Raw genomic sequence first — 25,306 nt, 5'->3', positions numbered from 1 at the left:
TGTTGCCCAACCGTCCGCGCCCGGAGATCCTCGCCAGATAGTCCACCGACGGCGGCCGACGAGGCCGGCCGGTACGCAAGGGAGGCCACTCATGACCCAGGCGATCGACCGACCCCGGTCCACCGAGGAACTCGACATCGACCGGCTGGTCGGCGCCGTCGACCACGACATCAGCCACGACCCGTTCCCGGTCAAGGGGCTCGACCATGTCCGCTTCCTGGTCGGCAACGCCAAACAGGCCGCGCACTACTACTCGACCGCGTTCGGCATGACCTGCGTGGCGTACCGGGGGCCGGAGCAGGGCTACCGGGACCACGCCGAGTACGTGCTGACCAGCGGCTCGGCCCGGTTCGTGCTGACCGGCGCGGTTCGCCCGGACGCGACCGGCGCGGACCACGTGACGAAGCACAGCGACGGCGTGTCCGACATCGCGCTGGAGGTGCCGGACGTCGACGCCGCGTACGCGTACGCCACCGCGCAGGGCGCGACCGGCCTGATCGAGCCGCACGACGTCTCCGACTCCCACGGCACGGTGCGGATGGCCGCCATCGCCACCTACGGCGACACCCGGCACACCCTGGTCGACCGGTCCCGCTACACCGGCCCGTTCCTGCCCGGCTTCGTCGCCCGGGGCCCGATCGTGGACCGGCAGCCGATGATCGCCGCCGGCCTCCAGCCGAAGCGCTTCTTCCAGGCCGTCGACCACGTGGTCGGCAACGTGGAGCTGGGCCGGATGGACGAGTGGGTCGAGTTCTACAAGCGGGTCATGGGCTTCTCCAACATGGCGGAGTTCATCGGCGACGACATCGCCACCGACTACTCGGCGCTGATGAGCAAGGTCGTCGCGAACGGCACCCGGAAGGTGAAGTTCCCGCTCAACGAGCCGGCCGCGGCCCGGAAGAAGTCGCAGATCGACGAGTACCTGGAGTTCTACCAGGGGCCGGGCGCCCAGCACATCGCCGTGGCCACCAACGACATCCTGGCCAGCGTCGACGCGATGCGCGCGGCCGGCGTGGAGTTCCTGGACACCCCGGACTCGTACTACGAGGACCCGGAGCTGCGGGCCCGGATCGGCAACGTGCGGGTGCCGATCGAGGAGCTGAAGGGCCGCAAGATCCTGGTCGACCGGGACGAGGACGGCTACCTGCTCCAGATCTTCACCAAGCCGGTGCAGGACCGCCCGACGGTCTTCTTCGAGCTGATCGAGCGGCACGGCTCGCTCGGCTTCGGCAAGGGCAACTTCAAGGCCCTCTTCGAGGCCATCGAACGGGAGCAGGAGAAGCGGGGCAACCTGTAGATCACCTGCGACACTGTCCAGCGTGACCCAGCCTCCGACGTACCCGACGCCGCCGGCCGGTGGGCAGCCGCCCGCCGCCGGCGGCGTCGCGCCGCACCCCGCCCCGGCTCCGCAGGGGTACGCCGTCCCGGCGCAGCTACGCCCCGCCGGTTACGCCCCGCCGGGCGTCGCCGCCGGCCCGCCGCCATCCGGCTGGGCGGGCCCGCCCGGGTACGCCCCGCCGCCCGGGTGGACCGGTCCGCCGCCGCCCGGGTACGCCCCGCCGCCGGTCGGCCCCGGAGGGCAGCCGCTGGCCAGCTTCGGCGACCGCCTGCTGGCCTTCCTGATCGACGGCGTCGTGGCCAGCGCGGTCATCATGGTGCTGTTCCTGCCGGTCTTCATGGTCATCTGGTTCAGGATGTTCAGCGAGCTGACCCGGACCAACCCGGACGGCACCCTCGTGGAGCCCGACCCGAGCACGATGTTCACCGACTTCATTCTGCCGCTGCTCCTGGCCGAACTGGGCGTCCTCGTCCTGATGCTGGGGTTCTACTGGCTCTACCACGTCGAATACCTGCGCCGGACCGGGCAGACGCTGGGCAAGAAGGTCATGAAGATCAAGGTGGTTCCGATCGATGCGAACCGGACGCTCGACCGTGGCATGGCCGGCAGGCGATACCTGGTGCAGTACGTCGGCGGGTCATTCGTGCCCGGGCTCAGCTACGTCGACGGGCTCTGGCAACTCTGGGACAAGCCCTGGCAGCAGTGCCTCCACGACAAGTTCGCCCAAACGGTCGTCGTTAAGGTTGCTCCGTGAGTGTGAACCCTGGTTGGTACGTCGACCCCGCTGATCCGGAGACCAGGCGGTACTGGGACGGTGGAGGCTGGATCGGCGCGCCGATCCCGGTCGACGCCACCCCGCCGGACGGGCCGCCCCCGGTCGAGCCCCCGCCCCCGGTCAGCCCCGCCGCGCCGCCCCCGGGCCAACCGTCCTCGCCCCCGGGCCAGCAGCCCGTGCCGCCGGCCGGCCCCGGCCCGCTTCCCGGCTGGCCGGGGCAGCACCCGCAGGGTGGCCCGCCACAGGCCCCGGGCAACGGCACCCCGTCAGGTCCCGGCCACGGTCCCCCGCCCGGGTACGGGCCGCCACCCGGCTGGCCGTACCCGGTCTGGCCGGGGCGCCCGCCCGAGCCGCGCCCGCACGGGCTGCCGCTCGCGCCCTTCGGCGCCCGGCTGCTCGCCCGGCTGATCGACTTCGGCGTCGTGTTCCTGCTCAACGCGGTCGTCAACGGCTGGTTCGTCTGGCGGTACATCCAGGAGGTCACCCCGTACTTCCAGGAGGTGGTCCGTCGGGGGATGGCCGGCGACTCCTCCACCGACGGGCTGCCCCAGCCCGGCGAGCATGCCGGCGGGCTCCAGGTCGCCATCCTGCTGATCGCCACCGCGCTCTGGTTCGCCTACGAGGTGCCGGCGATGGCCGCCAAGGGGCAGACCCTCGGCAAGCGGGTGATGGGCGTCCGGGCCGTGCCGGTCGAGGCCGACCAGCCGCTCGGCTTCGGGCGGGCGCTGCGCCGGTGGAGCACGATGGGCCTGCCCACCCTGCTCTGGTACTGCTGCGGCTTCGGCCTGCTGCTCCAGCTCGTCGACGCGGTGTCGCCCCTGTTCGACCACCCCCTGCGTCAGGCGCTGCACGACAAGCGCGCGCAGACCGTGGTGGTCCGGGCACCCCTCTCCCCGGGTGCCGGCAGCGATGCCACCGCACCACAGAAGCCACCCGCTACCCCTCCGGGAGACACGCCATGACCGAGACCGGACGTCACCGCCCGCCGCTACGGCTGACCCGGGCCGACCTCGACACGCTGCCCAACTACGTGCCCGGTCGCAGCCCCGCCGACCTGGCCCGCGAGCTGGGCCTGCCCGAGGCGATCAAGCTGGCCAGCAACGAGGTGCCGTACGGCCCGCTGCCGGGCGTGGTGGAGGCGGTCGCCGAGGCGGTCGCCGGCTCGCACCGGTACCCGGACATGGGTGTCGTCGCGCTCCGCACGGCACTCGCCGACCGGTACGGGGTGGACGCCGACCGGATCGCCACCGGCTGTGGGTCGGTGGCACTGGCCGAGCACCTGGTCCGGGTCACCTGCCTGCCCGGCGACGAGCTGCTCTACTCGTGGCGCTCGTTCGAGGCGTACCCGATCATCGCGGCGACCAGCGGCGCGACCAGCGTGCGGGTGCCCAACGACGCCGCGCACGGGCACGACCTCGCGGCGATGGCGGCGGCGGTGACCGACCGGACCCGGATGGTGCTGGTCTGCAACCCCAACAACCCGACCGGCACCGCGCTGCGCAAGCCGGAGCTGGACCGGTTCCTCGACTCCGTCGGCGAGGACGTGCTGGTCGTGATCGACGAGGCGTACCGGGAGTTCGTCACCGACCCCGAGGTGCCGGACGGCCTGACCTACCTCGACCGGCCCAACGTGGTGGTGCTGCGCACCCTGTCCAAGGCGTGGGGGCTGGCCGGCCTGCGGATCGGCTTCCTGGTCGCCTCCGAAGAGGTGGCCGCCGCCGTACGCAAGGTGGTCACCCCGTTCTCCACGAGCACGGCCGCCCAGGCCGGCGCGCTCGCCGCGCTGGCCCAGGCCGACGAGGTGGAGCGTCGGTGCGCGCTGGTGGTGGCCGAGCGGGACCGGGTCACCGAGGCGCTGCGCACGTTCGTCGCGGACGTGCCGTCGAGCCAGGCGAACTTCGTCTGGCTGCCGCTGGGAAAGCGGGCGGTCGAGTTCGCCCGGGCGTGCGAGGCGCGCGGCGTGATCGTCCGGCCGTTCGCCGGTGAGGGCGTCCGGGTCACCATCGGCACCCCGGCGGAGAACGACGCCTTCCTGGCGGCGGCGGAGGCGGCTCTCGGCTGAGCGGGAGCCCGGCCGCCCCTCCGGGCCGGACCGGCCCGGTCCGTCACCGTACGGCGGACCGGGCCGGACGTCTCAGGCGGCGGCCGGCTCCGGCTCCCGGGGGTCAGGTGGCGGCGAGGATCACCGGTTCGGAGGACAGGAAGTAGCGCTGGTCGTCGGCCTCCGGGGCGACCGGCTCGCGGAGCCGCTCCATCGCCACGTAACCGCCCGCCGCGTACGCCAGGCCGGGCACCCAACCGATGCCGTCGCGGCCCACCTCCAAGGGGAAGCGGGAACGCTCCGCGCCGCTGCTCGGGTCCAGGGTGACCAGATCGTTGGCCTCGGTGAGCAGGTGCACCCGGCCGGGCTGGACGGCGACGATCCGGGCCGGCCCGAGGTCGGCCCGGCGCCACAGCTCCTCGCCGGTCCGAACGGAACGCCCGGTCACCACCCCGTCGGCGGACCCGATGGCCTGCTCGCCGTCCAGTTCGACGCCGGTCGGGTCCAGGGCCGGGGCCGCGACCGGCTCGCCGTCACCGACCAGCCAGCCGCGTCCTGCCCCATCGATCGGGCCGGTGGTGCGCAGGCCCCGGCACCGGGAGCGGTGGCTCACGCACCCGACCGGGGTGACGGCCAGCTCGGCGGTAGCCCCGGTCGGCGACAGACGGGTGGTCGGCGCACCGGTGGCCACGTCGCGGAACTCGACGGCGGCCGACCCGGAGCACCGGTCGACGGCGACGAACTGCCCGGCCGCTGTGGTGCCCACGTCGGTGCGGCAGCCGCCGTCCACGTCCGCCGACCAGAGCCGCCGGCCGTCGGCGAGCGCGAAGCCGCGCACCCCGTCCGGCCCGGAGACCACCAGCCCGGCCCGGCCGTCGGCGGCTCGGGCGAGGAAGAGCCCCGGTGGGTCCCAGACCGCGCCGGCCCCGGTGCGGCGGCCGGTCCAGCCCTCGGCGGGCGCGGGGCCGTCTGCCTGCCAGGCCACCTGTCCGGTACGCGCGTCCAGCGCCACCAGCTTCCCGTCCGACCAGCGGCTGACCACCGTGGTCCCCTCCGCCACCACCCCGCTGACCTCCGCCGGCCAGCGCCGGTACGACCAGTACGGGGTGACCCGGTGCCGACTGTCGGCCGGCTGGTCGGCGTACACCTGGCGGGTGGCGGCGTAGACGCGGAGCCGGCCATCCACGATCAGTGGGGCCACCGGCAGCCGGCCCACGACCCCGATCGCCGGGGTGACCGCCGCCGGGTAGCCGGATCGGGCGGGCGTGTCGACCTCGGCGGGCGCGAGCACCCGGTGCACGACGACCGCGACCGCCCCGACGCCGACAAACGCCGCTACCGCCGCCGCGACCCGCCGCCGCCCCCTCACGAACCCCATGCCGCACCTCCGCCCGGCACCCTATCCAGCGGGGCCGTCATCGCCCCGGTCAGGCCGCCTCGGCGACAGCCTGCGGGTCGACGACGGCGCGGGCGAGGTCGGCGAGGTCCCGGTGGAAGGCGAACTCGACCGCGCGGGCGGCCAGGCCGCCGAAGAGCAGGGCGAGGACGCGACCGTACGGGGCGGTGGCCACCGCCTCCTGCCGCACGGTGACCGCGGTGCAGGGCCGACGGCGACGCTGGACGGTGCGCAGGGTCCAGGTGGTCCGGTAGGTCACGCCGACGCCGGGCGAGGCGAGCACCAGCCGCCGGCAGGGCACGGCCTCCACCACCAAGAACTCCTCCGCCTGCGCGCCGCCGTCCGGGCGGGTCCGGGTCTCCCGCCAGGCGGTGCCGAGGGTGAGCGGGCCCGGGGTGAGCAGCTCGACCCCGCCGACCGTGGTGAGCCAGTCCACGCGGACCGGCAGGTCGACCAGGACCCGCCAGAGGTCGACGGCGGGCGCCTCGATGAAGTGGGTGACAGTGACCGTCGACATGACACCTCCCGTGTCCTCCACGGTACGGGGAGTGAGCGTGCGGCGGGACCCCAGCGGCGGAAAATCCACCGCTGGTGGCCGCCCCGGGAGAGACGAAGCCGGGCCTCTCCCGGGGGATGGGCGCCGCCGACGTGGTGGTCGCCGTCAGCGCCCTACCGGCAGGCGATCAGGCCTGGAACCGGCCGACCCTGATCGCGTCGACGAAGGCGGTCCAGCCCGGCGGGCTCACCGCCAGCGTCGGTCCCTCCTGGTCCTTCGAGTCGCGTACCGCGACGAGGCCGGCGGTCCGCGCCAGGTTGTCCGCCACCTCGACGCACAACCCCTGGTCGTTGGAACGGCTGCTGGTGCGCCAGACGGCACCCGCGAGATCGGTCATGCTCGTGCTCCTGCCCTTCGGAACGTCCCCTCGACGACCGGCAGCACTCCGGTATGCGGTGCCGGTCGGGCCCCGCCGGGACGGGCGGACCCCGGCTCGATCAACGCGGATGGGCAGAGCCCCGATCGCACAATCTGTGCGACCGGGGCTCTACGGTGCTCGGAGGGGCGGCCCCGCCGGCTCAGCGGGCCGGGCGGACTGTCCCGGTGACCTCGCCGAGGGCGACGGTGGTGCCGTCGGGGCCGGGCGCGGTGGCGGTGAGGGTGACCGTGTCGCCGTCCTCCAGGAAGGTCCGGGTCTCGCCGCCGACCTTGACCGGCTCCGCGCCACCCCAGGTCAGCTCCAGGAACGAACCGACCTGACCCCGCTCCGGGCCGGAGACGGTGCCGGAGGCGTACAGGTCGCCGGTGCGCAGGGACGCGCCGTTCACGGTGAGGTGAGCGAGCTGCTGGGCAGGGGTCCAGTACATGGCGGCGAACGGTGGCTCGCTCAGCCGCTCACCGTTCCACTGCACCGCCAGCCGCAGGTCCAGCCCGACATGCGGCACGTCGCGCAGGTACTCCGCCACCGGCGGGTCCTGCTCGGGCGCGGGCACGAACGCGTCGGCGAGGGCGTCCAGGGGGGTCACCCAGGCCGACACCGAGGTGGCGAAGGACTTGCCCAGGAACGGGCCGAGCGGCTGGTACTCCCAGGCCTGGATGTCCCGGGCGGACCAGTCGTTGACCAGCACCACCCCGAAGATGTGGTCGGCGAAGTCGGCCACGGAGACCCGGTCGCCGAGGGCGCTCGGCACGCCGACGACGAAACCGACCTCGGCCTCGATGTCGAGGCGTACGGACGGGCCACAGACCGGACCCTGCGGGCTGGCCCGCTGCCCGGTGGGGCGGACGATCGGCGTGCCGGAGACGACCACCGTGCCGGCCCGGCCGTGGTAGCCGACCGGCAGGTGCTTCCAGTTCGGCAGCAACGGTGGCTGGCCGGGGCGGAAGATCTGCCCGACGTTGGACGCGTGGTGCTCGGAGGAGTAGAAGTCGACGTAGTCGGCCACCTCGAACGGCAGCAGCAGCTCGGCCTCGGCGAGCGGGACGAGCAGCGGCTCCACCACCGCCCGGTGGGCGGGGTCGGTGAGCAGCTCGGTGACCCGCTGCCGGACGGCGGTCCACTGCGGGCGGCCCAGCGCCATGAACGCGTTGAGGGTGGGCCGGGCCAGCGCGCCGGCGGCCAGCACCAGCCCGGCCGCCTCGGCTCCGGCCAGGTCGAGCACGAACTCCCCGATGCGTACGCCGACTCGGGGGTCGTCCCCGCCGGACCGGAACACCCCGTACGGCAGGTTGCGCACCCCGTACGCCGAACCTTCGGCACCCGTAACCCAGGTCATGCGTCTCCCCCGTTCACCAGCCCCAGCCGGATCAGATCGGTCAGTGGTTCTGAGATGCTGCACGAGCCGAATCCCACCCAGAGCGGCCGGTCGGCGTCCCGCCCGGCCCGGACCCGATCGATCAGCGGCACCGGGTCGGTCGCGGCGAGCAGGGCGGCCACCTCGTCCACCGCGGCACCGTCGGCGGCGGCGAGCGTCGCGGCGAGCACGTTGCCGAAGCCGTGCTGGGTGAAGCCGGTCTCCGGATCGCGGTGCCGAACGGCGTGGTGCAGCCCGGCGGTCAGTTTGAACGGCAGCCCCCGGTCCCGGCAGGCGCAGATCACGGCGGCCAGCTCGACCGGGGTCGGGAAGAGCTCGGCGGCCAGCCCGCCGGTGCGGAACTTGGCGGCGACCGGCACCCCGTCGGCGCGGGCGGCGGTCAGCGTGTCCAGGGCCGCCATCAGCCCGAAGGTCAGCGGCAGCTCGGCGTACACGTCGGGGCCACCCCGCCGGGTCAGCTTCAGCAGCTCGGCCAGGCCGGGCTGCGGGTCCTCCCCGCGCTTGGCGACCACCACCTCGATCTGGCGGGCGGTGACGCCGGCCGGCGTCAGGGCCGAGAGCGCGGCGGGCAGCCGCTCGATGCCGGTGTCGCCGATCAGCCCGATGACGAGTCCCTCGGCGGGGTCGACCAGCGGGCCCAGCTCACCGGCGACGACGGCCGAAGCCGGGACGAGCAGCGGGCCGACCAGGTCGGCGTACCAGGAGTCGCGGTGCCGGCGGTGTGCGGCGACCGCGGCGGGCAGCGACGCGCTGCCGGGCGGGAAGACGGCGGCGTCGTCGATGAGGCCGGCGAGGAGGCGAAGCACCTGCGTTGACACGAGACAAGAACTTACGGGACGCTACAAGGAACGGACAACAGTGTCCGATTATCGGACGCAGGTGGCCGGTTAACGGGACGAATCGGGAGGCGACATGCCGTACTACCGCAGCGTGGGCGAGGTGCCCCGCAAGCGGCACACCCAGTTCCGCCAGCCCGACGGCACCCTCTACCCGGAGGAGCTGATGGGCCAGGAGGGCTTCTCCTCCGACTCGTCCCTGCTCTACCACCGGCACGCCCCGACCGCGATCATCGTCGCCGAGGAGTTCACCCCACCGGCCGTCACCCGGGCGCCGAACCTGCCGCTCAAACCCCGCCACCTGCGCACCCACCAGCTCGACGGCACCGGGGCCGACCCGCTGCTCGGCCGGCGGTACCTGCTCGCCAACGACGACGTCCGGATCGCGTACGTGCAGGCCGACCGCCCTTCCCCGCTGTTCCGCGACGCCACCGGCGACCACTGCCTCTACCTGGAGTCGGGCACCCTGCGGGTGGAGTCGCCCTTCGGCGTGCTGGACGCGGTGGCCGGCGACTACGTGATCATCCCGACCTCCACCATCCACCGCCTCGTCCCCACCGGCGACGAGCCCGTCCGGCTGCTGGCCGTCGAGGCCGCGGGGCACATCGGCCCACCCAAGCGCTACCTGTCGGCGCGGGGCCAGTTCCTGGAGCACTCGCCCTACTGCGAGCGCGACGTCCGGGGGCCGGACGCGCCGCTGCTGGTCGACGGCGAGGACGTCGAGGTGCTGGTCCGACACCGTCGCGGTTGGACGAGGTACGTCTACGCCAACCACCCGTTCGACGTGGTCGGCTGGGACGGGCACCTCTACCCGTGGGCGTTCTCCATCCACGACTTCGAGCCGATCACCGGCCGCATCCACCAGCCGCCGACCGTGCACCAGACGTTCCAGGGCCCCAACTTCGTGATCTGCTCCTTCGTGCCGCGCAAGGTGGACTACCACCCCGCCGCCATCCCGGTGCCGTACAACCACCACAACGTCGACTCCGACGAGATGCTCTTCTACACCGGCGGCAACTACGAGGCCCGGCGCGGCTCCGGCATCGAGCAGGGCTCGATCTCGCTGCACCCGTCCGGCTTCACCCACGGCCCCCAGCCGGGCGCGGCCGAGCGGTCGATCGGCGTGGACTTCTTCGACGAACTGGCCGTCATGGTCGACACGTTCCGCCCCCTCGACCTCTGCGACGCCGCCACCGAGTGCGAGGACCCGGGCTACGCCTGGACCTGGGCGCGCCGCGGCTAGGACTGATCCGGTCTCGGGGGTCCGTGACCCCGACTGCCGTCGCCGGCCGCCACCACTGGGGGCGGCGGCCGGCGACGGGTCAGGGCATCATCTTCGGGCTCCGGGTCAGGGCAGCGCCTTGAGGAACGGACCGTGGCTGAGCCGGAACTCCCAGGAGTAGTACCGGTCCCAGTTGATCGACCAGGTCATCAGGCCCCGGAAGGCGGGGTTGGTCCCGCTGCGCGGGGCGTACCCGCCGCAGTTCTGGCCCTTGACCAGGCAGGTCACCGCCTGTTGCACGCCCGCGGGCGCGAGGTATCCGTTGCCCGCGCTGGTCGAGGAGGGCGTGCCGAAGGCGACCTGGTCCTCGCGCAGGGCAGGAAAGACGGCATTGGCGTTGCCGGCCACCGGAAACCCGGCGAGCAGCATGTCGGTCATCGCGATGTGGAAGTCCGCGCCGCCCATGGTGTGGTACTGGTTGTCCAGCCCGACGATGGGGCCGGAGTTGTAGTCCTGCACGTGCAGGACGGTGAGATCGTCGCGCAGCGCGTGGATCACCGGCAGGTACGACCCGGCACGGGGGTCCTGTCCGCCCCACGGGCCCGACCCGTAGAACTGGTAGCCGAGCTGCACGAAGAACGTCTCCGGGGCCATGGTGAGCACGAAGCCCGCCCCGTAGCGCTGCTTGAGGGAGCGGATCGCCGAGATCAGGTTTACCACGACCGGCGTGGTGGGGTTACGGAAGTCGGTGTCCCCGGTGTTGAGGTAGAGGGAGTGGCCCTCGAAGTCGATGTCCAGGCCGTTGAGGCCGTACCGGTCGATGATCGCGGAGACCGACCGGACGAAGGTGTCGCGGGCGGCGGTGGTGGCGAGCTGCACCTGCCCGTTCTGGCCGCCGATCGAGAGCAGCACCTTCTTGCCCTGCTGCTGCTTGGCACGGATCGCCGCGGTGAACTCCGCCTCGGTCTCCACGCCGGGGCACTCGGCGACAGGGCAGAGCTGGAAGCGGATGTCGCCGGAGGTGACCGAGGTGGGTTCGCCGAAGGCGAGGTTGATGACGTCCCAGTCGGCGGGCACGTCGGCCATCCGCAGATAACCCGCGCCGTTACCGAAGCTGGCGTGCAGGTAGCCGATCAGCGCGTGTTTGGGCAGCCCACCGACCGGTGGAGTGGTCGGGGGTGGGGTCGTCGGCGGTGGGGTCGTCGGCGGTGGGGTCGTCGGCGGTGGGGTGGTCGGCGGTGGGGTGGTCGGCGGTGGGGTGGTGGGCGGGGAGGTGGGCGTGCCGCCGCCGCACGGGGCACCATTGAGGTTGCAGTCGGTGGGGGAGCCCGCGCCGGTGGCCAGGAAGCCGAACGACACCGAGGCGCCAGGGGCGACGGTGCCGTTCCAGGACCGGTTCGTGAAGGTGTGCCGCTGGCCGGCGCTGCTCACCGTGGCGTCCCAGTACGAGCCGAGCGTCGTGCCGGTCGGCAGCGTGAAGGCGACCTGCCATCCGGTGATGGTACCCGGGCCGCCGTTGGTGATGGTGAAGCGGCCCTCCCAGCCGGTTCCCCAGTCGGAGGTCTTGGTGAAGGCGGCCGTGGGGCCGGCGGCCAGGGCCGGGGTCGCGAGGGTCAGGGTTGCCGCGGCGGCGGTGGCGAGGGCCGCCAGGACTGCCAGGAGCGGTGTTCGGGGACTGCGCTGCATCCGGTCCTCCCGGTAGGGGATCGCCCCGCCGGAGACGTATCGACGGGTGGCTAATTATTAAGTTTGTTAACTGTGAATGTCCAGAGCTGGCCCGCAACGAGATCCGATCGTCGGCGCTGCGCCGGATCCGCGCCGACGGGCACCGGGGAAAGGCGGGGGCGGGGAGGGGGACGTGTCGCGAGCGTCGCGTCGGGCCCGGGCGATGCCCGGCCCTGGCCTCAGCGCACGGTACGGGAGAACACGGCCAACTCGGCCACGGCGGTGACGGCGATCGTGAGCACCAGCGGCCAGGGTGTGCCGACCGCTGCGTAGAGCACGAGCAGCACCGGCGCGGCGGCCACCCCGTACACGGCCAGGGCCAGCGACCGATCCGAGCGCAGCAGGCCCGGCAGCACGGTACGGGTCAGCCCCGGCACCCGCGCCGCGAGCAGCCAGCCCACCAACGCCCCGCTCAGCGCCACCAGCACCGCGAGGAACCGGGACGGGCCGGCCGCGCCGGCCGCCGCGATCGCCACCAGGACGGTACCCACGAGCGACCAGCCCGCCCCGTACAGCACCAGGCGGCGCAGCTCATCGGTGGTGCCCCGACGCGGGTCGGCACCACTGCGGCGGGGGTCGGCACCATCCCCGCGCGGGTCCGCCTCGCCCCGACGCGGGTCGGCTCCGCTCCGGCTCGGGTCGGGCGGTGCTGGGGTGAACGGGACGGTCTCGGCCAACTCCGCCAGCGCCTCGGCGTACCGGCGCCGCTCCAGCCGGACGATGCCCGGCTCGTCGCCGGCCCCGGTCAACTCTGGGTCGAGCCGCAGCGCCTCCCGGTACGCCCGCTCGGCCAGGTCGTAGAGCCGCAGCCGGCCGGCGACCAGGGCGAGGACGAGGTGCCCCTGCGGCTCCTCCGGGGCCAACTCCACGCCCCGCCAGGCCGCGTTGAGGGCCGGCTGCCCGCCGCGCGAGCCGGACAGGATCGCGGCGGCGCTGCGCTGGGCGTACGCGTCGGCGGGGCCGACGGTGAGGAGCTGATCGGCGGCACCGGCCGCCTCGGCGTACTCCCCCAGATCGGCCAGCGCCAGCCCGCGCACCACCAGCGGGCCAACCGCGTCCGGGGCGACGGCCAGGGCCGCGTCGGCGGCGACGCGCGCTTCGGCGGGCCGCCCGGCGGCGAGGTGCACCCGGCCCAGCGCAGTCAGCGCGGCGGCGTTCGCCGGCTCCAGGGCGAGCGCGAAGCCGACCTCACCGACGGCCTCGTCGTACCGGCCGAGGTCGGCCAGGAGGTGGGCGCGCTGGAGGTACCCCTCGGCGGTGGCGTCGCTCGACATCCGGCGGCCTAGGCGGCGTCGGACTGGTGGACGAGGGCGACCGCGATGCCGGTGAGCCCCTCGCCGCGCCCGGTGAAGCCGAGGCCGTCGGTGGTGGCGGCGGAGACGGTGACGGGGGCGCCGACCGCCTCGGAGAGCACCGCCTCGGCCTCGGCCCGGCGCGGCCCGATCTTCGGGCGGTTGCCGATCACCTGCACTGACACGTTGCCGATCTGGAAGCCGGCCACCCGAACCCGGCGGGCGGTCTCGGTGAGCAGCGCCACCCCCGACGCGCCGGCCCACTCCGGCTCGGCCACCCCGAAGTTCGACCCGAGGTCGCCCAGCCCGGCGGCGGAGAGCAGCGCGTTGCACGCGGCGTGCGCGGCCACGTCGGCGTCGGAGTGCCCGGCCAGGCCGTCCTGGCCGGGCCAGAGCAGGCCGGCCACCCAGCACGGCCGGCCGGCGGCGAAGGCGTGCACGTCGGTGCCGATGGCCACCCGAGGAACGATCATGCGCCGAGGGTACGCGTCACGCGCCGCCGGCCAGCAGGTGCTCGGCGAGCGCCAGGTCGAACGGGCGGGTGACCTTGAGGGCGTACTCGGAGCCGGGAACGCAGACCACCGACACGCCCTGCTTCTCCACGAGGCCGGCGTCGTCGGTGAGCGGGTCACCGGCCGTGGTGTGGGCGGCGGTCAGGATCGCCCGACGGAAGCCCTGCGGGGTCTGGACGGCCCGCAGGGCGGACCGGTCGACCGTGCCGAGGACCACCTCGCCGGGCCCGACCTCCTTGACCGTGTCGACCACGGGGAGGACGGGGATCACCGCGTCGTGCCCGGAGCGGACCGCCTCGGCCACCGACTCGATCAGTTCGGACGGGGTCAACGCGCGGGCCGCGTCGTGCACCAGGACGATCTCCGGGCCGGCCGGGACGGCCGCGAGTGCGGCGGCCACCGAGGCCTGGCGTTCCGCACCGCCGGGCACGACCAATACCGGGGCGACCGGGGCGAGGAGTTCACGGACCGCCGCCACCTCGCCGGGTGGGGCGGCCACCACGATGGTGTGAACGGATCCGGCGGCGGCGATCCGGCGTACCGCGTGCACGAGCAGCGGCTCGCCGGCGAGCAGGCGCAGGGCCTTGGGTGCGCCCGGACCGAGGCGTACCCCGGCGCCGGCCGCAGGCACGAGGACCGCGACGTCACCGCGCGGATTGAGCTGCGCGGTCACGTCGCGGTCCTCGGGTTTTCTCTGCTACGGAGTGGGTACGACGATGTTGTGGGAGACCTAGCCCTCGGTCAACACCCTGTCGAGCAGCGACTCGGCCTCGTCCTTGGTGCTCTTCTCGGCCAGCGCGACCTCGCCGACGAGAATGTCACGGGCCTTGGCGAGCATGCGCTTCTCGCCTGCGGACAGGCCCCGCTCCCGCTCCCGACGCCACAGGTCGCGGACGACCTCGGCGACCTTCAGCGGGTTACCGGAGGCCAGCTTCTCCAGATTCGCCTTGTAACGCCGCGACCAGTTGGTCGGCTCCTCGGTGTGCGGAGCGCGGAGGACGTCGAAGACCTTGCCGAGGCCCTCTTCGCCGACCACCTCACGCACGCCCACGATCTCGGCGTTCTCAGCGGGCACCCGGACCGTCAGGTCACCCTGCGCGACCCGCAGGACGAGGTACTCCCTGGGCTCGCCCTTGATGAGCCGAGTCTCGATTGCCTCGATGAGTGCGGCCCCGTGGTGGGGGTAAACAACGGTCTCGCCGACACTGAAAACCATAGGTTCGAAACCCCTTTCGCTGTGTCTAGGGTAACACGCTCAGGCACCGATGTCCTACCGCTGTCCTGACCGTTGGCGCAGCTCAGGGGCCCTGTGAGAGGTATTTCTTCAGCTTGACAGGCGGCCAAACCGATGGTCGGAACACACTCCGTGATGGTCGTATGACACCCCGGTGCGGGTGGTCGGAGCGTGGATTTCTCGGGCGATGCGCTTCTCCCATGGTAGCCCGGTCACGCCACCCGTGCCGGGGTGTAGCGGCAGGAGGGACCGGTGGGGGACGCTGGAGGCGAACCGCTGTCCGTGTACCGAGACGGTTCGAGGGGGTCCGATGGGCATGCCGGACGGAGACGGTCACGGCCCCGCCGACGGCCTTCCCGGCCTGCCCCCGGGATGGGGTCGGGTGGTGGTGCCGGACGACGCATCCGCGCTGGCCAGGGAGGCCGCGCAGGTCCGCCGGGAGTTACGCCGCCAAGCCGGCCGGAGCCGCCGGCGGGGACGCACCGGCCCCGCCCTTCGGGCGGACGGCCGGCCGTCGCTCCGCCTGCCGCTGCTGGTACTGCTGGTGGCATTGCTCACCACCCTCGCCGGCCTGTCCGCCGTCACCTGGCCCCGGTCACCTCGTACCGGCGACCGACCCACCGTTGTGGCGCACCCCACGGCGACCGACCTGACCGGCCGGGCACTGCCCGCCCTGGAACTGGTCGACGCCGGGGACTCGACCGTGTCGTTGCGCGGGCTGCTCCCCGCGGTGATCGTCCTGGTGGACGGCTGCCCCTGCGCCGAGCGGGTGACCGAGGCCGCCGCGCTCGCGCCGCCCGGGGTCACCGTGGTCGCCGTCCACGGCACCCGCGCGCCCCGCGCCACCCCGGCACCGTCCGGCGCGGCCGTGCGACCACTCGCCGACCCGGGCGGCGGCCTGCGCGCCTTCCTGCGCCGGTCGCCCCGCCCCGACACGGCCAGCGTGCTCCTGGTCGACCGCGCCGGTCTCCTGGTGCGGGTGGTGCCCGAGCTGCGCTCCACCGAGGACTACCGTGCCGACCTGGCCCGCCTCGGCTCGTGACCCGACCGGCCGGTCAGAACCGCAGGGCCGCCAACCGGGCGTCGACGACGGCCGGGCCACCCCCGGGCGTCGCGGCGAACTCGATCCGGATCGGGCCGTCCCCGACGTTCAGAAACATCGCGGCGGCCGTGCCGTCGCACGGCGCATTGCGGCTCTCCGGGCGGCCGGAGTGGACGGACACGAGCAGGAGCTGCCCCTGGCCGACGCACCGGTACTCGAGCAGGTGTGGCCACGCCCTGGCGGGCCTGAGCACCCGGCGCTGCGGCGGCAGACCGGGGCGCACCGTCAACCGGGCCCGCCAGACGGTGGGACTAGTCCGGTCCGACCCGCCGCCGAGGTTCTCGTCGTGGCGGGTGTCCAGGACACCCTCGGCGATCACCTTGCCGGTGGCACCATCGATGACTGCCATCCGGGTGGTTGCCCGGCGTCGCCCGTCGGCCGCCGGTCGCCCGGACCCGATCCGCTCGGAACCGCCGGTCACGTCGGACCCGTCACCGGGGCCAGGGGACGCCGCGGCGGACCCGCCGGAGGGGCCGACCGTAGGGGCCTGCGCCCGCCACCACCCGCCACCGGCGGCCACGACGAGGACGGCCAGCGCGGCGAGCCCTCCGCCCCGGAGCCGGTCCACAACATCGCCACCCACGGGGCAAGCCTAGCCATCCGGCACCGGTTGCACCGACCGCGAGACGCCTTCGACCCGGGGCGAGCCGGAACCGCGAGACGCCTTCGACCCGGGGCGAGCCGGAACCGCGAGACGCCTTCGACCATCGACACCGGTACCGCCGGCGCGCCCGACCGGTGGCCGTCACCCACGGGGGTGATTCAGACGACCCGGTCGAGGAGGGCCGCGTAGAGGGTCAGGCCCGGTCCGAACGCGAGCATCAGGACCCGTCCGGGCGGCTGCGCCGACCGCAGCAGCCGATCGAGAATCAGCAACACCGTCGTCGAGGAGCAGTTGCCGTGCTCCCGGAGGGTGGCCCGGGACGCCTCCAGCGCCTCCGGCGGCAGGGTCAGCTCGCGGTCGACCACATCGAGGATGCGCGGGCCGCCAGGGTGCACCGCCCAGCCGTCCACCTCGGAGAGCCGGCCGTCGTGCCGGGCCAGCAGGCCCTCGACCAGCCCTCGGACGTGGACGGAGAGCACCTGCGGCACCTTCGGTGACAACCCCATCCGGAAACCGGTGTCGGTGACGTCCCAGGTCATGTGATCCGCCGTTGAGGTGTCGGTGACCGAGGTGACCTCGCGCAGCGCGTACCCCCGTCCCCCGGGGACGACCACGGCGGCGACGGCGGCGTCCGAGAAGAGCGCGTGGGACACGATCTGCTGGGTGTCCGCCCGGGCTGTGGCTGGCTGGATGTGCAGGCTGGTCAGCTCGGCGCAGAGCAGCAGGGCGGGTCGTTGTCGGGCGGTGACGAAGTCGCCGGCCGCACCGAGCCCCGGCAGGGCGGCGTAGCAGCCCATGTGCCCGACGAACATGCGCTGGGTGTCGGGGGCCATGCCCAGATCCCGGGCGAGCAGGATGTCCAGGCCGGGGGTGGCGTACCCGGTGCACGAGCAGACGACGAAGAGGCCGATGTCGCGGGCGTCCAGGCCGGCGGCGGTGAGCGCCCGCTCGACCGCCTCCTTGCCCAGCGGCAGTGCCTCGACCTGGTAGCGGCGCAGCCGGCGCTCGGTCGACCAGTCCGAGACGTCCTCCAGTAGCGGGTTGACCGCCGCCTGCCGCCGGACGACGCCCGAGTTGGCGAAGATTCGCTCCGCCAGCGCCCGGGTCCGGCCGGAGAATTGTTGGGAGAAGAAACCCTGCCAGAGCTCGTCCTGTGCGGCGCCCGGCGGCTGCGCCGTCCCCATGCCCGCGATCACCGGTACGGCCACGTTCCCCACCTCTCGTTCGCGAACCTTCACGTCGTCACCGCGTCGCCTTCGTCCGCGACCACGGGACCGCCTTCCTCACGCTCACCAACGAGGAGCCGCGGCATCGCGGTCCGGGGGCAACCTGACGGTCCGGCGGGGTGCTCCCGCGGGCACCCACCCGGCGCAGCCCCTTCCCGGCGTTCCCATTACCCCCGTCCCGACCCGGCTACCCGCGGCGAACCCCGCGGCCCTGGTACAGCACCGCGGTCGACCAGGTCGGCTTGATCTCCGTCGTCCGCCCGCCCGCCGTCGGCGCGGGACCACCGCCGGCCCGGATCCGGCGCAGCAGCCAGCCGAGCACCCCCCGCAGCCCCGGCCGGACCCCGCGAACCCGCAGGTCGACGCCGTGCCGGGCGCACTCGGCGACCAGTTCCCGGCGATCCACGAACAACCGTGGGTCGTGGATGCCCCGGGGCACCGTCGGCAGCCGCTCCCCGATCTCGACCGCGACCAGCCGGCTCAGCGCGGTGTCGTTGAGGGTGTCCAGGACCAGCAGCCCACCCGGGCGGAGCAGCCGGCACGCCTCGGCCACCGCCCGCCGCCAGTCGGGCACGTGCTCCAGCAGCTCGCCGGCGGCCACCACGTCGGCGCAGCCGTCGGTCAGCGGCACGGCGGTGGCGTCGGCGTTGACCGGGGTCACCCCGTGCGCGGCGGCCAGGGCCAGGGCCGAGCGGGTGAGGTCGACGCCGACGTGCCGGTAGCCCTTGCCGGCCAGGTGCGGGGCGAGCAGCCCGGCACCGCAGCCCAGGTCGACCAGGAGGGCGCCGGGCCGGGCGGCCGGCGGCACCAGGGCCGCCCGGGCCCGGGCCAGCCAGTGCAGCATGGCGAAGACCCCGTCGGGCTGCCACCACTCGTCGGCCAGGTCGTCGTACTGGCGAGGATCGTTCGGAAGCAGCACGCGGGGCCGGTCGGGCACCCGGGACGAACCGTCACGCATGGCATCGAGCGTGGCACGACTGGGCGGTAACAGCCAGACTTCCCCTATGTCGATGACGGCGTCAGGGCTGCTCAGGGCGAGTCACCCGGAGCCCGCAGCGGCGGTGACCGTGGTCGCCGGGCTGCTCGCCTGGGGCGTGGGGCACCGCCCGTCCGGGATCGCCGCGGTGGCGTGCACGGTGCTCGCCAGCCAGCTCGCGGTCGGCTGGTCCAACGACCACCTGGACGCCGAGCGGGACGCCGCGGTGGGGCGTACCGACAAACCGGTCGCCGCCGGCGCGGTGAGCGCGCGGGCCGTCGGCCTGGCGACGCGGGCGGCGAGCCTGGCCACGGTCCTGCTCGCCGCGGCGACGACCAACCGGACGGCGGCGTTCTGTGCGGCGCTCGCCCTGGTCTCCGCCCTGCTCTACAACTGGCCGCTCAAGTCGACCCCGGTCTCGGTGCTGCCGTACGCGGTCTCCTTCGGCGCGCTGCCCGCGTTCGTGGTGCTGGCCCTGCCCGGCGCGCCCCGCCCGCCGATCTGGCTGGTGGCCGCCGCCGCCCTGCTGGGGGCCGGGGCGCACTTCGCCAACGTGCTGCCGGACCTGGCCGACGACGCCCGGACCGGGGTCCGCGGGCTCCCGCACCGGCTCGGCGCGGCCGGCAGCCGGGTGGCCGCCGCGGCACTGCTGCTCGCGGCGACCGTCACCCTGGTCGCCGGGCCGCCCGGGCCGCCGTCGTGGGCCGGGCTGGCGGCCGTCGCGGCCGCCGCCGGAGTGCCACCCCTGACCTGGTACGCCAGCCGCGGTGCCCGACGTGGGGTGGCCGCGTTCCGGGCGGTGATGCTGGTGGCGCTGATCGACGTGGTGCTGCTCGTGGCCAACGGCCGGGTCGTCTGAGCGCCCCCGGGAAGGTGGTGATGCCGGGTCGGCGTGCGGGTCCCGATCACTCCCAACTACCCTGAAGCCGGTCTGCGCGGGTATGGCCACCGTGCCCGGCGACGGCCGGGTGGGGATCGTGACGAGGAGGACCGACGTGACGCGCTCGATCAGGGGTTCCCGGCGGGCGGCCCTGCTGCTGTCCGGCGTGGCGGCGACCGGCCTGCTGGCGACCGGTTGCGGCGCCGGCCAGGTGGCCGAGACCGCCAACAAGGAGCCGTCGATCCTGGGCGTCAACAGCCAGACCCCGGACAACGCCTACAAGGTACGCGGCCTGTACGTCGAGTACCCGGGCGTCGAGGGCTACAAGTCCGGCGCGAACGCCACCGTCAACGCGGTGGTCTACAACGACACCCGCAGCCCGGTGACGCTGACCGTCACCACGGACGGCGCGCGGGAGATCGTGATCACCGGCGCTTCCGGGTCGGCCAGCCCGTCCCCGTCGACCAGTGAGTCGCCGTCCGAGAGCGCGTCGCCGTCCGCCAGCACCAGCCCGTCCGGTAGCGCCAGCCCGTCCGAGAGCGGCTCGCCGTCGCCCTCGGAGGGTGCAGCGGGGAGCCCGTCCGCCTCGGCCAGCCCGTCGGCCCCCGCCGGTGAGCCGGCCCGGGTCGAGATCCCGGCGTTCAGCTACGTCCAGCTCAACGTGGAGGGCGACCGCTCCCTCCAGCTCGTCGGCCTGAACGAGACGCTGCTCGTCGGGCACCAGGTCAACCTGACCTTCGACTTCGGCAACGGCAAGGTCATCAGCACCGCGGCCCCGGTCGGTGTCCCGCTGACCCCGCTCCCGCAGCCCTCCCCGATCGTCGAGCGCGAGGGTGCGCACGCCGAGGAGGGTGGCACCGAGGCCGGCGCCGGCCACGGCGGCTGAACACCACACCACCGACCGTCGACGACACCGTCGGCGTGGCACCCGCCACGCCGGCGGTGTTTCGTCGTACGGGGGGACTAGCGTTCCGGTGTGACGACGCCCCGATCGACACCCGGCCGAGCGACACCCGCCCGAGCGGTCTCGCGCGGCACGGGCCGGGCCGCCCGCGAGCCCCGTCCGGCCTACGAGTGCGACGCCTGCGGCCACCAGCCCCCGAAGTGGGTGGGCCGCTGCCCGGAGTGCGGCGAGTGGGGCTCGGTGGTCGAGTGCACGATCACCGGTCCGGTCGTCTCCGGCCGGGTCGTCAGCTCCCGGATGCCCGCCGAGCCGGCCCGCCCGATCTCCACCATCAGCGCCGCTCCGGCGAAGGCCCGGCCCACCGGCGTGAGCGAGCTGGACCGGGTGCTCGGCGGCGGCCTGGTGCCCGGCGCGGTGGTGCTGCTCGCCGGCGAGCCGGGCGTCGGCAAGTCCACCCTGCTGCTCGACGTGGCCCAGCAGTGGGCGGCCACCGCCGGCAGCCCGTCCCTGGTGGTCAGCGGCGAGGAGTCGGTCAGCCAGGTGCGGCTGCGCGCCGAGCGGATGGGCGCCCTGCACGACCAGCTCTGGCTGGCCGCCGAGAGCGACCTGGGCGCGGTCCTCGGCCACCTCGACGCGGTCAAGCCGGGGCTGCTGGTGCTCGACTCGGTGCAGACCATCTCCACCCCCGGCACCGAGGGCGTGCCCGGCGGGGTGACGCAGGTGCGGGCGGTCACCGCCGCCCTGGTCTCCATCGCCAAGGAGCGCGGCGTCGCTATCGTGCTGGTCGGCCACGTCACGAAGGACGGCCAGGTGGCCGGCCCCCGGGTGCTGGAGCACCTGGTCGACGTGGTGCTGTACTTCGAGGGCGACAAGCACTCCTCGCTGCGGATGGTGCGCGGCGTGAAGAACCGGTTCGGCGCCGCCGACGAGGTCGGCTGCTTCGAGATGCACGACGGCGGGATCAGCAGCCTCGCCGACCCGTCCGGGCTCTTCCTCACCCGCTACTCGGAGCCCGTGCCGGGCACCTGTGTCACGGTGGCGATGGAGGGGCGGCGGGCACTGGTCACCGAGGTGCAGGCGCTGATCGGCGCGACGGTCGCGGGCTCGCCCCGGCGGACGGTCTCGGGGCTCGACGGGGCCCGGCTGGCAATGGTGCTGGCGGTGCTCCAGCGCCGCGCCGAACGGCTGACCCTGCACGACAAGGAGGTTTTCGCCGCCACGGTCGGCGGCATCCGGGTGGTGGAACCGGCCGCCGACCTCGCGGTCGCCCTCGCGGTGGCCTCCGGCGGGCTCAACCTGGCCATCAACCCGCACCTGGTGGCGATCGGCGAGGTCGGGCTGACCGGCGAGGTGCGCCGGGTCGGCGCGGTGCTGCGGCGGCTGGCCGAGGCGGCCCGGCTCGGGTTCCGGGTGGCGCTCGTTCCGCCCGGCTGCGGGCCGGAGAGCGCCGGGGCGGGCCCCGGGAACATGCGGGTGATGGAGGTCACCGACGTGCGCTCGGCCCTCCAGAGTGCCGCCCGCGCATCCGCAGAGTGACCCACGGTGGCCACCGGGCGGGGCCACCCGGCGCAATTCGAGACAAGGACGACGGGCCCACGACATGGCCGACGAGGGGCATCGTGACACATCACAGTAACCACGACAGCACCCACCGCATGTCAGTCCGTAGACTGTGCGGGTGCCGATCGACCGTGACGCCAGCAAGACAGCCGGCGCGACACCCCACGCCCGCACCGGCCCCGTGGGCTCGCCCGCCCGCCCGATCAGCGTCAGCGTGACCGGGAGTGGCAGCGGCGCGAGCGGCGACCCGCTACGGGCCAACCTCGCGCTCATGGCGCCGGGCACCGCGCTTCGTGACGGCCTGGAGCGAATCCTGCGCGGCCGGACGGGCGCGCTCATCGTCCTCGGCTGCGACAAGGTGGTCGAGGGGCTCTGCACCGGCGGCTTCCCGTTGGACGTGGAGTTCTCCGCGACCCGGGTCCGCGAGCTGTGCAAGATGGACGGCGCGGTGGTCCTCTCCAGCGACGGCACCCGGATCGTCCAGGCGGCCGTGCACCTGATGCCGGACCCGTCGATTCCCACCGAGGAGTCCGGCACCCGGCACCGCACCGCCGAGCGGGTGGCCCGGCAGACCGGTTACCCGGTCATCTCGGTCAGCCAGTCGATGCGGATCATCAGCCTCTACGTCAACGGCCAGCGGCACGTGTTGGACGACTCGGCGGCCATCCTGTCCCGGGCCAACCAGGCCCTGGCCACGCTGGAGCGCTACAAGTTGCGCCTCGACGAGGTCTCCGGCACCCTGTCCGCCCTGGAGATCGAGGATCTGGTCACGGTCCGGGATGCGGTGGCGGTGGTGCAGCGGCTGGAGATGGTCCGCCGGATCGCCGACGAGATCGCCGGGTACGTGGTGGAACTGGGCACCGACGGCCGGCTGCTCGCCCTCCAGCTCGACGAGCTGATGGCCGGGGTGGACGCCGACCGCACCCTGGTCATCCGGGACTACCTGCCCGGCGGTCGCAAGCCCCGCACACTGGACGAGGCGCTGGTCGAGCTGGACCTGCTCGGTGCCACCGAGCTGATCGACCTGGTCGCGGTGGCCAAGGCGATCGGCTATCCGGCCGCCTCCGACGCGCTGGACGCCGCGGTCAGCCCGCGTGGTTTCCGGCTGCTGGCGAAGGTCCCCCGGCTGCCCGTGGCGATCGTCGACCGGCTGGTGCTGCACTTCGGCAGCCTCCAGCGGCTGCTCGGCGCCACCGTGGAGGACCTGCAGGCCGTGGAGGGCGTCGGCGACGCCCGGGCCCGGGGTGTCCGGGAGGGGCTGTCCCGGCTCGCCGAGGCGTCCATCCTGGAGCGCTACGTCTGACCCCGGCCGGGCCGGCCGGGGTGCCCCACTCAGCTGCCGGTGATGGTGAGCTTCGCCGGCTCGCTCAGCTTGGTGTCGAGCCGCCCGAAGACCTGGTACGCCCCGGCCTTCGGGAACGGGCCGCTGGCCAGCCCGTCCTTGCACTGGCTGCTGTCCCTGCCGTTCCAGTCCACCTGGTACGACCGCTCGAAGCCCGGGGTGAACGACTGCACGTCGGAGCCCTTGACGTTGCCGCAGGTGTCGGAGGACCACACCTTCTCCGCGCCCGCCTTCACGTACAGCTCCTGGGAGTTCGCGCCGACGTCCCGGCTGCAGGTGCGGTTCGACTTGTTCTTGATCTTCAGCTGGAGGCTGACCCCGGTCTTCTCGGGCACCGACGTCGACAGGGCCACCGGCGTCACCGAGATCTCCGCGTCGGTGCACGTCCCGTCGCCGGAGCCGGGGCCGGCCGGTGCGGCGGGGCCGTCGTTCCCGACCGGGCCGGCCGTCGGGGCCGGGGCGGCCGACGAGTCCGGGTCGCCGCCGGAGCCGTCCGAACCGTCCGGCGGGGCGCCGGTCTGCGGAAACAGCACCGAGCCGCTCGGGGCCGGCGCCGCGGGCGGGTCGCCGGCGCCGGGCGCCGCCGTCGCCGTCGGGGTCGACTTCGACTGCGGTGTCGTGCCGGTGTCGCCCACGCCGTTGCAGGAGTAAAGCAGGACAATCAGGAAGAGAAGCCCCGCTCCCAGCACGACGACGCGACGCCGCCAGTACACGGCGGGTGGCAGGGGGCCGACCGTCAGACGCATGATGCCCCCACCGTAACGGCGCGACGCGTCCTCGTCCGCCGCGACGCGCCGGACCACCCTCGGCTCACCGCCGCCACCCTCCACTCACGACCGCCATGGGCCCTCAGGCCCCGCACGAACGCTTCCGGGCCGGGCCGGGCCGGGCCCGGCCCGGCTCACAGGTACACCTTGCGCTGGTAGATCGCGTGCGCGCCGGCCACCCGATCCAGAAAGAGCAAGCCGGCGCAGTGATCGATTTCGTGCTGCAACGCCCGCGCCTCGAACCCGTCGGTGATCAGCCGCACCGGGGCGCCGGTGCCCGGCAGCGCCCCCTCGACGACCAGCCGGCTGGCCCGCTTGACGTCACCGGTCAGGTCGGGCACCGACATGCAGCCCTCCCGGCCGGCCTTCCACCGCGTCGCCTCCACCACCCGGGCGTTGCACAGCACGAAGGCCCCGTGCACGGTGACCGCCTTCGGGTGCCCGGTGATGTCCACCGCGAACACCTGGGCGCTCACTCCGACCTGCGGCGCGGCGAGGCCCACGCAACCCGGCGAGACGCGCATCGTCTCGATCAGGTCGGCGGCGAGCCGAACCACCTCGTCGGAGGTCGGGTCCACCTCCGGCCCGGGCAGGCCGAGCACCGGGTCCGGGGCGGAGAGCACCGCACGCACCCCGCCGGGCACCGCCAGCGTCTCGGGGGTCCAGCCGCCGAGCCCGACGTAACCGGCCGTCACAGCAGGTCCGTGTCCGCCGGGCGGAGGCTGACCCCCACACCCAACTCCCCGGCGGTACGCGCCAACCGGCCGGCCACCTCGTCGGAGGATCCCGGTGGCAGCTCGACCTCGGCCACCACCACGTAGAGGGAGCCGGTCAGCCGGGTGCTCAGGTCGGTGACGTTGCCGCCCGAGTCGGCCAGCACCCGGGTCATCGCCGCGACGATGCCCATCCGGTCCGCGCCGTGCACCGCCAACACGTACGGCTCACCGGCCGGCGCAGTCGCCCCGTCGGGAGTGACCGCCCGCACGGTGGCCAGGAGTTGGCCGTCGGCGGCGAGCGGAGCCAGCGCGGCCTCGACCTCGGCGACGGCCGGCCCGACGCAGATCAGGGTCATCGCGAAGTGCCCCCGCAGCCGGGTCATGGTGGAGTCGGTGAGGTTCGCCCCGAGCCGGGCGAGCACCTCGGCGACGTCGGCCACGATGCCGGGCCGGTCCCGGCCGATGACGGTGATCGCGAGCTCATTCATCCGGGCATTCTGCCCGATCCGGTCTCCATGCCCGCGCCGCCCCGCCCGGCCCGCCCATC

At 74.0% G+C, this 25,306-nt stretch carries 26 protein-coding genes; 10 read left to right on the top strand and 16 right to left on the bottom strand.

All coding sequences use genetic code 11. The annotated features are described in order from the left end of the window. Positions 1–91 precede the first annotated feature (91 nt). From hppD to hisC, 4 genes are read left to right on the top strand one after another with little or no spacing between them, the layout of a single operon-like run. Positions 92–1,297, top strand: coding sequence for a 4-hydroxyphenylpyruvate dioxygenase (gene hppD, locus SNR22_RS18370; RefSeq protein WP_320067826.1), 1,206 nt, complete (start codon positions 92–94; stop codon positions 1,295–1,297). 22 nt (positions 1,298–1,319) lie between these two features. Beyond that, the gene (locus tag SNR22_RS18365; protein ID WP_320067825.1) at positions 1,320–2,093 is read left to right on the top strand and encodes an RDD family protein; all 774 of its coding nucleotides are present in this window, start codon (positions 1,320–1,322) and stop codon (positions 2,091–2,093) included. Next, entirely contained in the window at positions 2,090–3,076 is a 987-nt protein-coding gene (locus SNR22_RS18360) for an RDD family protein (protein ID WP_320067824.1), read from the top strand. Before SNR22_RS18365 ends, SNR22_RS18360 begins: the two co-directional genes overlap by 4 nt. Next, a complete protein-coding gene (gene hisC, locus SNR22_RS18355) occupies positions 3,073–4,176 on the top strand; it encodes a histidinol-phosphate transaminase (protein WP_320067823.1) in 1,104 nt (367 codons plus the stop codon). The genes SNR22_RS18360 and hisC overlap by 4 nt, the downstream gene beginning before the upstream one ends. 103 nt (positions 4,177–4,279) lie before the next feature. On the opposite strand, the gene SNR22_RS18350 is transcribed toward hisC, so the two are convergent. The 5 genes from SNR22_RS18350 to SNR22_RS18330 form a co-directional block, all read right to left on the bottom strand. Beyond that, a complete protein-coding gene (locus tag SNR22_RS18350; RefSeq protein WP_320067822.1) occupies positions 4,280–5,533 on the bottom strand; it encodes a PQQ-binding-like beta-propeller repeat protein in 1,254 nt (417 codons plus the stop codon). Between the two features lie 49 nt (positions 5,534–5,582). Then, positions 5,583–6,068, bottom strand: coding sequence for an SRPBCC family protein (locus tag SNR22_RS18345; RefSeq protein ID WP_320067821.1), 486 nt, complete (start codon positions 6,066–6,068; stop codon positions 5,583–5,585). A 166-nt stretch (positions 6,069–6,234) separates the two neighbouring features. Continuing rightward, on the bottom strand, positions 6,235–6,444 hold the full coding sequence (locus SNR22_RS18340; RefSeq protein ID WP_320067820.1) for a DUF397 domain-containing protein: 210 nt from the start codon (positions 6,442–6,444) through the stop codon (positions 6,235–6,237). A 181-nt stretch (positions 6,445–6,625) separates the two neighbouring features. Further along, positions 6,626–7,822: a fumarylacetoacetase gene (gene fahA, locus SNR22_RS18335; RefSeq protein ID WP_320067819.1), complete on the bottom strand. Its 1,197-nt coding sequence runs from the start codon at positions 7,820–7,822 to the stop codon at positions 6,626–6,628. After that, positions 7,819–8,679, bottom strand: a complete 861-nt coding sequence (locus SNR22_RS18330) for a hypothetical protein (RefSeq protein ID WP_320067818.1) — start codon at positions 8,677–8,679, stop codon at positions 7,819–7,821. Before SNR22_RS18330 ends, fahA begins: the two co-directional genes overlap by 4 nt. Positions 8,680–8,773: 94 nt before the next feature. Here SNR22_RS18330 and SNR22_RS18325 point away from each other — a divergent pair, with 94 nt between their 5' ends. Next, positions 8,774–9,940 carry a homogentisate 1,2-dioxygenase gene (locus tag SNR22_RS18325; RefSeq protein WP_320067817.1) on the top strand — a complete coding sequence of 389 codons (1,167 nt, stop codon included), beginning with the start codon at positions 8,774–8,776 and terminating at the stop codon, positions 9,938–9,940. Between the two features lie 105 nt (positions 9,941–10,045). On the opposite strand, the gene SNR22_RS18320 is transcribed toward SNR22_RS18325, so the two are convergent. From SNR22_RS18320 to SNR22_RS18300, 5 genes are all read right to left on the bottom strand, one after another. Further along, the gene (locus tag SNR22_RS18320; RefSeq protein WP_320067816.1) at positions 10,046–11,605 is read right to left on the bottom strand and encodes a chitinase; all 1,560 of its coding nucleotides are present in this window, start codon (positions 11,603–11,605) and stop codon (positions 10,046–10,048) included. 218 nt (positions 11,606–11,823) lie between these two features. After that, positions 11,824–12,918: a tetratricopeptide repeat protein gene (locus SNR22_RS18315; protein ID WP_320067815.1), complete on the bottom strand. Its 1,095-nt coding sequence runs from the start codon at positions 12,916–12,918 to the stop codon at positions 11,824–11,826. 8 nt (positions 12,919–12,926) lie between these two features. Then, complete coding sequence (gene ispF / locus SNR22_RS18310) at positions 12,927–13,409, bottom strand: 2-C-methyl-D-erythritol 2,4-cyclodiphosphate synthase (RefSeq protein WP_320067814.1); 483 nt, start codon at positions 13,407–13,409, stop codon at positions 12,927–12,929. 16 nt (positions 13,410–13,425) lie between these two features. Next, positions 13,426–14,121, bottom strand: a complete 696-nt coding sequence (ispD, locus tag SNR22_RS18305; protein WP_320067813.1) for a 2-C-methyl-D-erythritol 4-phosphate cytidylyltransferase — start codon at positions 14,119–14,121, stop codon at positions 13,426–13,428. 57 nt (positions 14,122–14,178) lie between these two features. Further along, positions 14,179–14,664, bottom strand: coding sequence for a CarD family transcriptional regulator (locus tag SNR22_RS18300; RefSeq protein ID WP_320067812.1), 486 nt, complete (start codon positions 14,662–14,664; stop codon positions 14,179–14,181). A gap of 328 nt (positions 14,665–14,992) precedes the next feature. On the opposite strand from SNR22_RS18300, the gene SNR22_RS18295 reads away from it, so the two are divergent. After that, a complete protein-coding gene (locus SNR22_RS18295; protein WP_320067811.1) occupies positions 14,993–15,724 on the top strand; it encodes a hypothetical protein in 732 nt (243 codons plus the stop codon). Between the two features lie 13 nt (positions 15,725–15,737). On the opposite strand, the gene SNR22_RS18290 is transcribed toward SNR22_RS18295, so the two are convergent. From SNR22_RS18290 to SNR22_RS18280, 3 genes are all read right to left on the bottom strand, one after another. Then, positions 15,738–16,367, bottom strand: a complete 630-nt coding sequence (locus tag SNR22_RS18290) for a hypothetical protein (protein ID WP_320067810.1) — start codon at positions 16,365–16,367, stop codon at positions 15,738–15,740. 179 nt (positions 16,368–16,546) lie between these two features. Next, positions 16,547–17,605 carry a type III polyketide synthase gene (locus tag SNR22_RS18285; RefSeq protein WP_320067888.1) on the bottom strand — a complete coding sequence of 353 codons (1,059 nt, stop codon included), beginning with the start codon at positions 17,603–17,605 and terminating at the stop codon, positions 16,547–16,549. 196 nt (positions 17,606–17,801) lie between these two features. Further along, on the bottom strand, positions 17,802–18,551 hold the full coding sequence (locus SNR22_RS18280) for a methyltransferase domain-containing protein (protein WP_320067887.1): 750 nt from the start codon (positions 18,549–18,551) through the stop codon (positions 17,802–17,804). A 19-nt stretch (positions 18,552–18,570) separates the two neighbouring features. Here SNR22_RS18280 and SNR22_RS18275 point away from each other — a divergent pair, with 19 nt between their 5' ends. From SNR22_RS18275 to disA, 4 genes are all read left to right on the top strand, one after another. Then, positions 18,571–19,449, top strand: a complete 879-nt coding sequence (locus SNR22_RS18275; RefSeq protein ID WP_413775657.1) for a UbiA family prenyltransferase — start codon at positions 18,571–18,573, stop codon at positions 19,447–19,449. Between the two features lie 136 nt (positions 19,450–19,585). Continuing rightward, positions 19,586–20,356, top strand: coding sequence for a hypothetical protein (locus tag SNR22_RS18270; RefSeq protein ID WP_320067808.1), 771 nt, complete (start codon positions 19,586–19,588; stop codon positions 20,354–20,356). A 90-nt stretch (positions 20,357–20,446) separates the two neighbouring features. Continuing rightward, the gene (radA, locus tag SNR22_RS18265) at positions 20,447–21,910 is read left to right on the top strand and encodes a DNA repair protein RadA (RefSeq protein WP_320067807.1); all 1,464 of its coding nucleotides are present in this window, start codon (positions 20,447–20,449) and stop codon (positions 21,908–21,910) included. A 142-nt stretch (positions 21,911–22,052) separates the two neighbouring features. Continuing rightward, positions 22,053–23,237, top strand: coding sequence for a DNA integrity scanning diadenylate cyclase DisA (gene disA / locus SNR22_RS18260; protein ID WP_320067806.1), 1,185 nt, complete (start codon positions 22,053–22,055; stop codon positions 23,235–23,237). A 29-nt stretch (positions 23,238–23,266) separates the two neighbouring features. Here the strand turns inward: disA and SNR22_RS18255 are convergent, their stop codons facing one another. The 3 genes from SNR22_RS18255 to SNR22_RS18245 all read right to left on the bottom strand — a co-directional run bounded on the left by SNR22_RS18255 (position 23,267) and on the right by SNR22_RS18245 (position 25,247). Next, positions 23,267–24,022 carry a hypothetical protein gene (locus tag SNR22_RS18255; RefSeq protein WP_320067805.1) on the bottom strand — a complete coding sequence of 252 codons (756 nt, stop codon included), beginning with the start codon at positions 24,020–24,022 and terminating at the stop codon, positions 23,267–23,269. Positions 24,023–24,177: 155 nt separating this feature from the next. After that, positions 24,178–24,738, bottom strand: coding sequence for a peptide deformylase (locus SNR22_RS18250; protein ID WP_320067804.1), 561 nt, complete (start codon positions 24,736–24,738; stop codon positions 24,178–24,180). Further along, positions 24,735–25,247, bottom strand: coding sequence for a glycine cleavage system protein R (locus SNR22_RS18245; RefSeq protein ID WP_320067803.1), 513 nt, complete (start codon positions 25,245–25,247; stop codon positions 24,735–24,737). Before SNR22_RS18245 ends, SNR22_RS18250 begins: the two co-directional genes overlap by 4 nt. Positions 25,248–25,306 lie beyond the last annotated feature (59 nt).

The organism is Micromonospora sp. RTGN7, from assembly GCF_033804645.1.
Lineage (GTDB): Bacteria > Actinomycetota > Actinomycetes > Mycobacteriales > Micromonosporaceae > Micromonospora.
The sequence above is the reverse complement of the archived record's forward strand: the minus strand, read 5'-3'. Positions and strand labels throughout refer to the sequence as shown.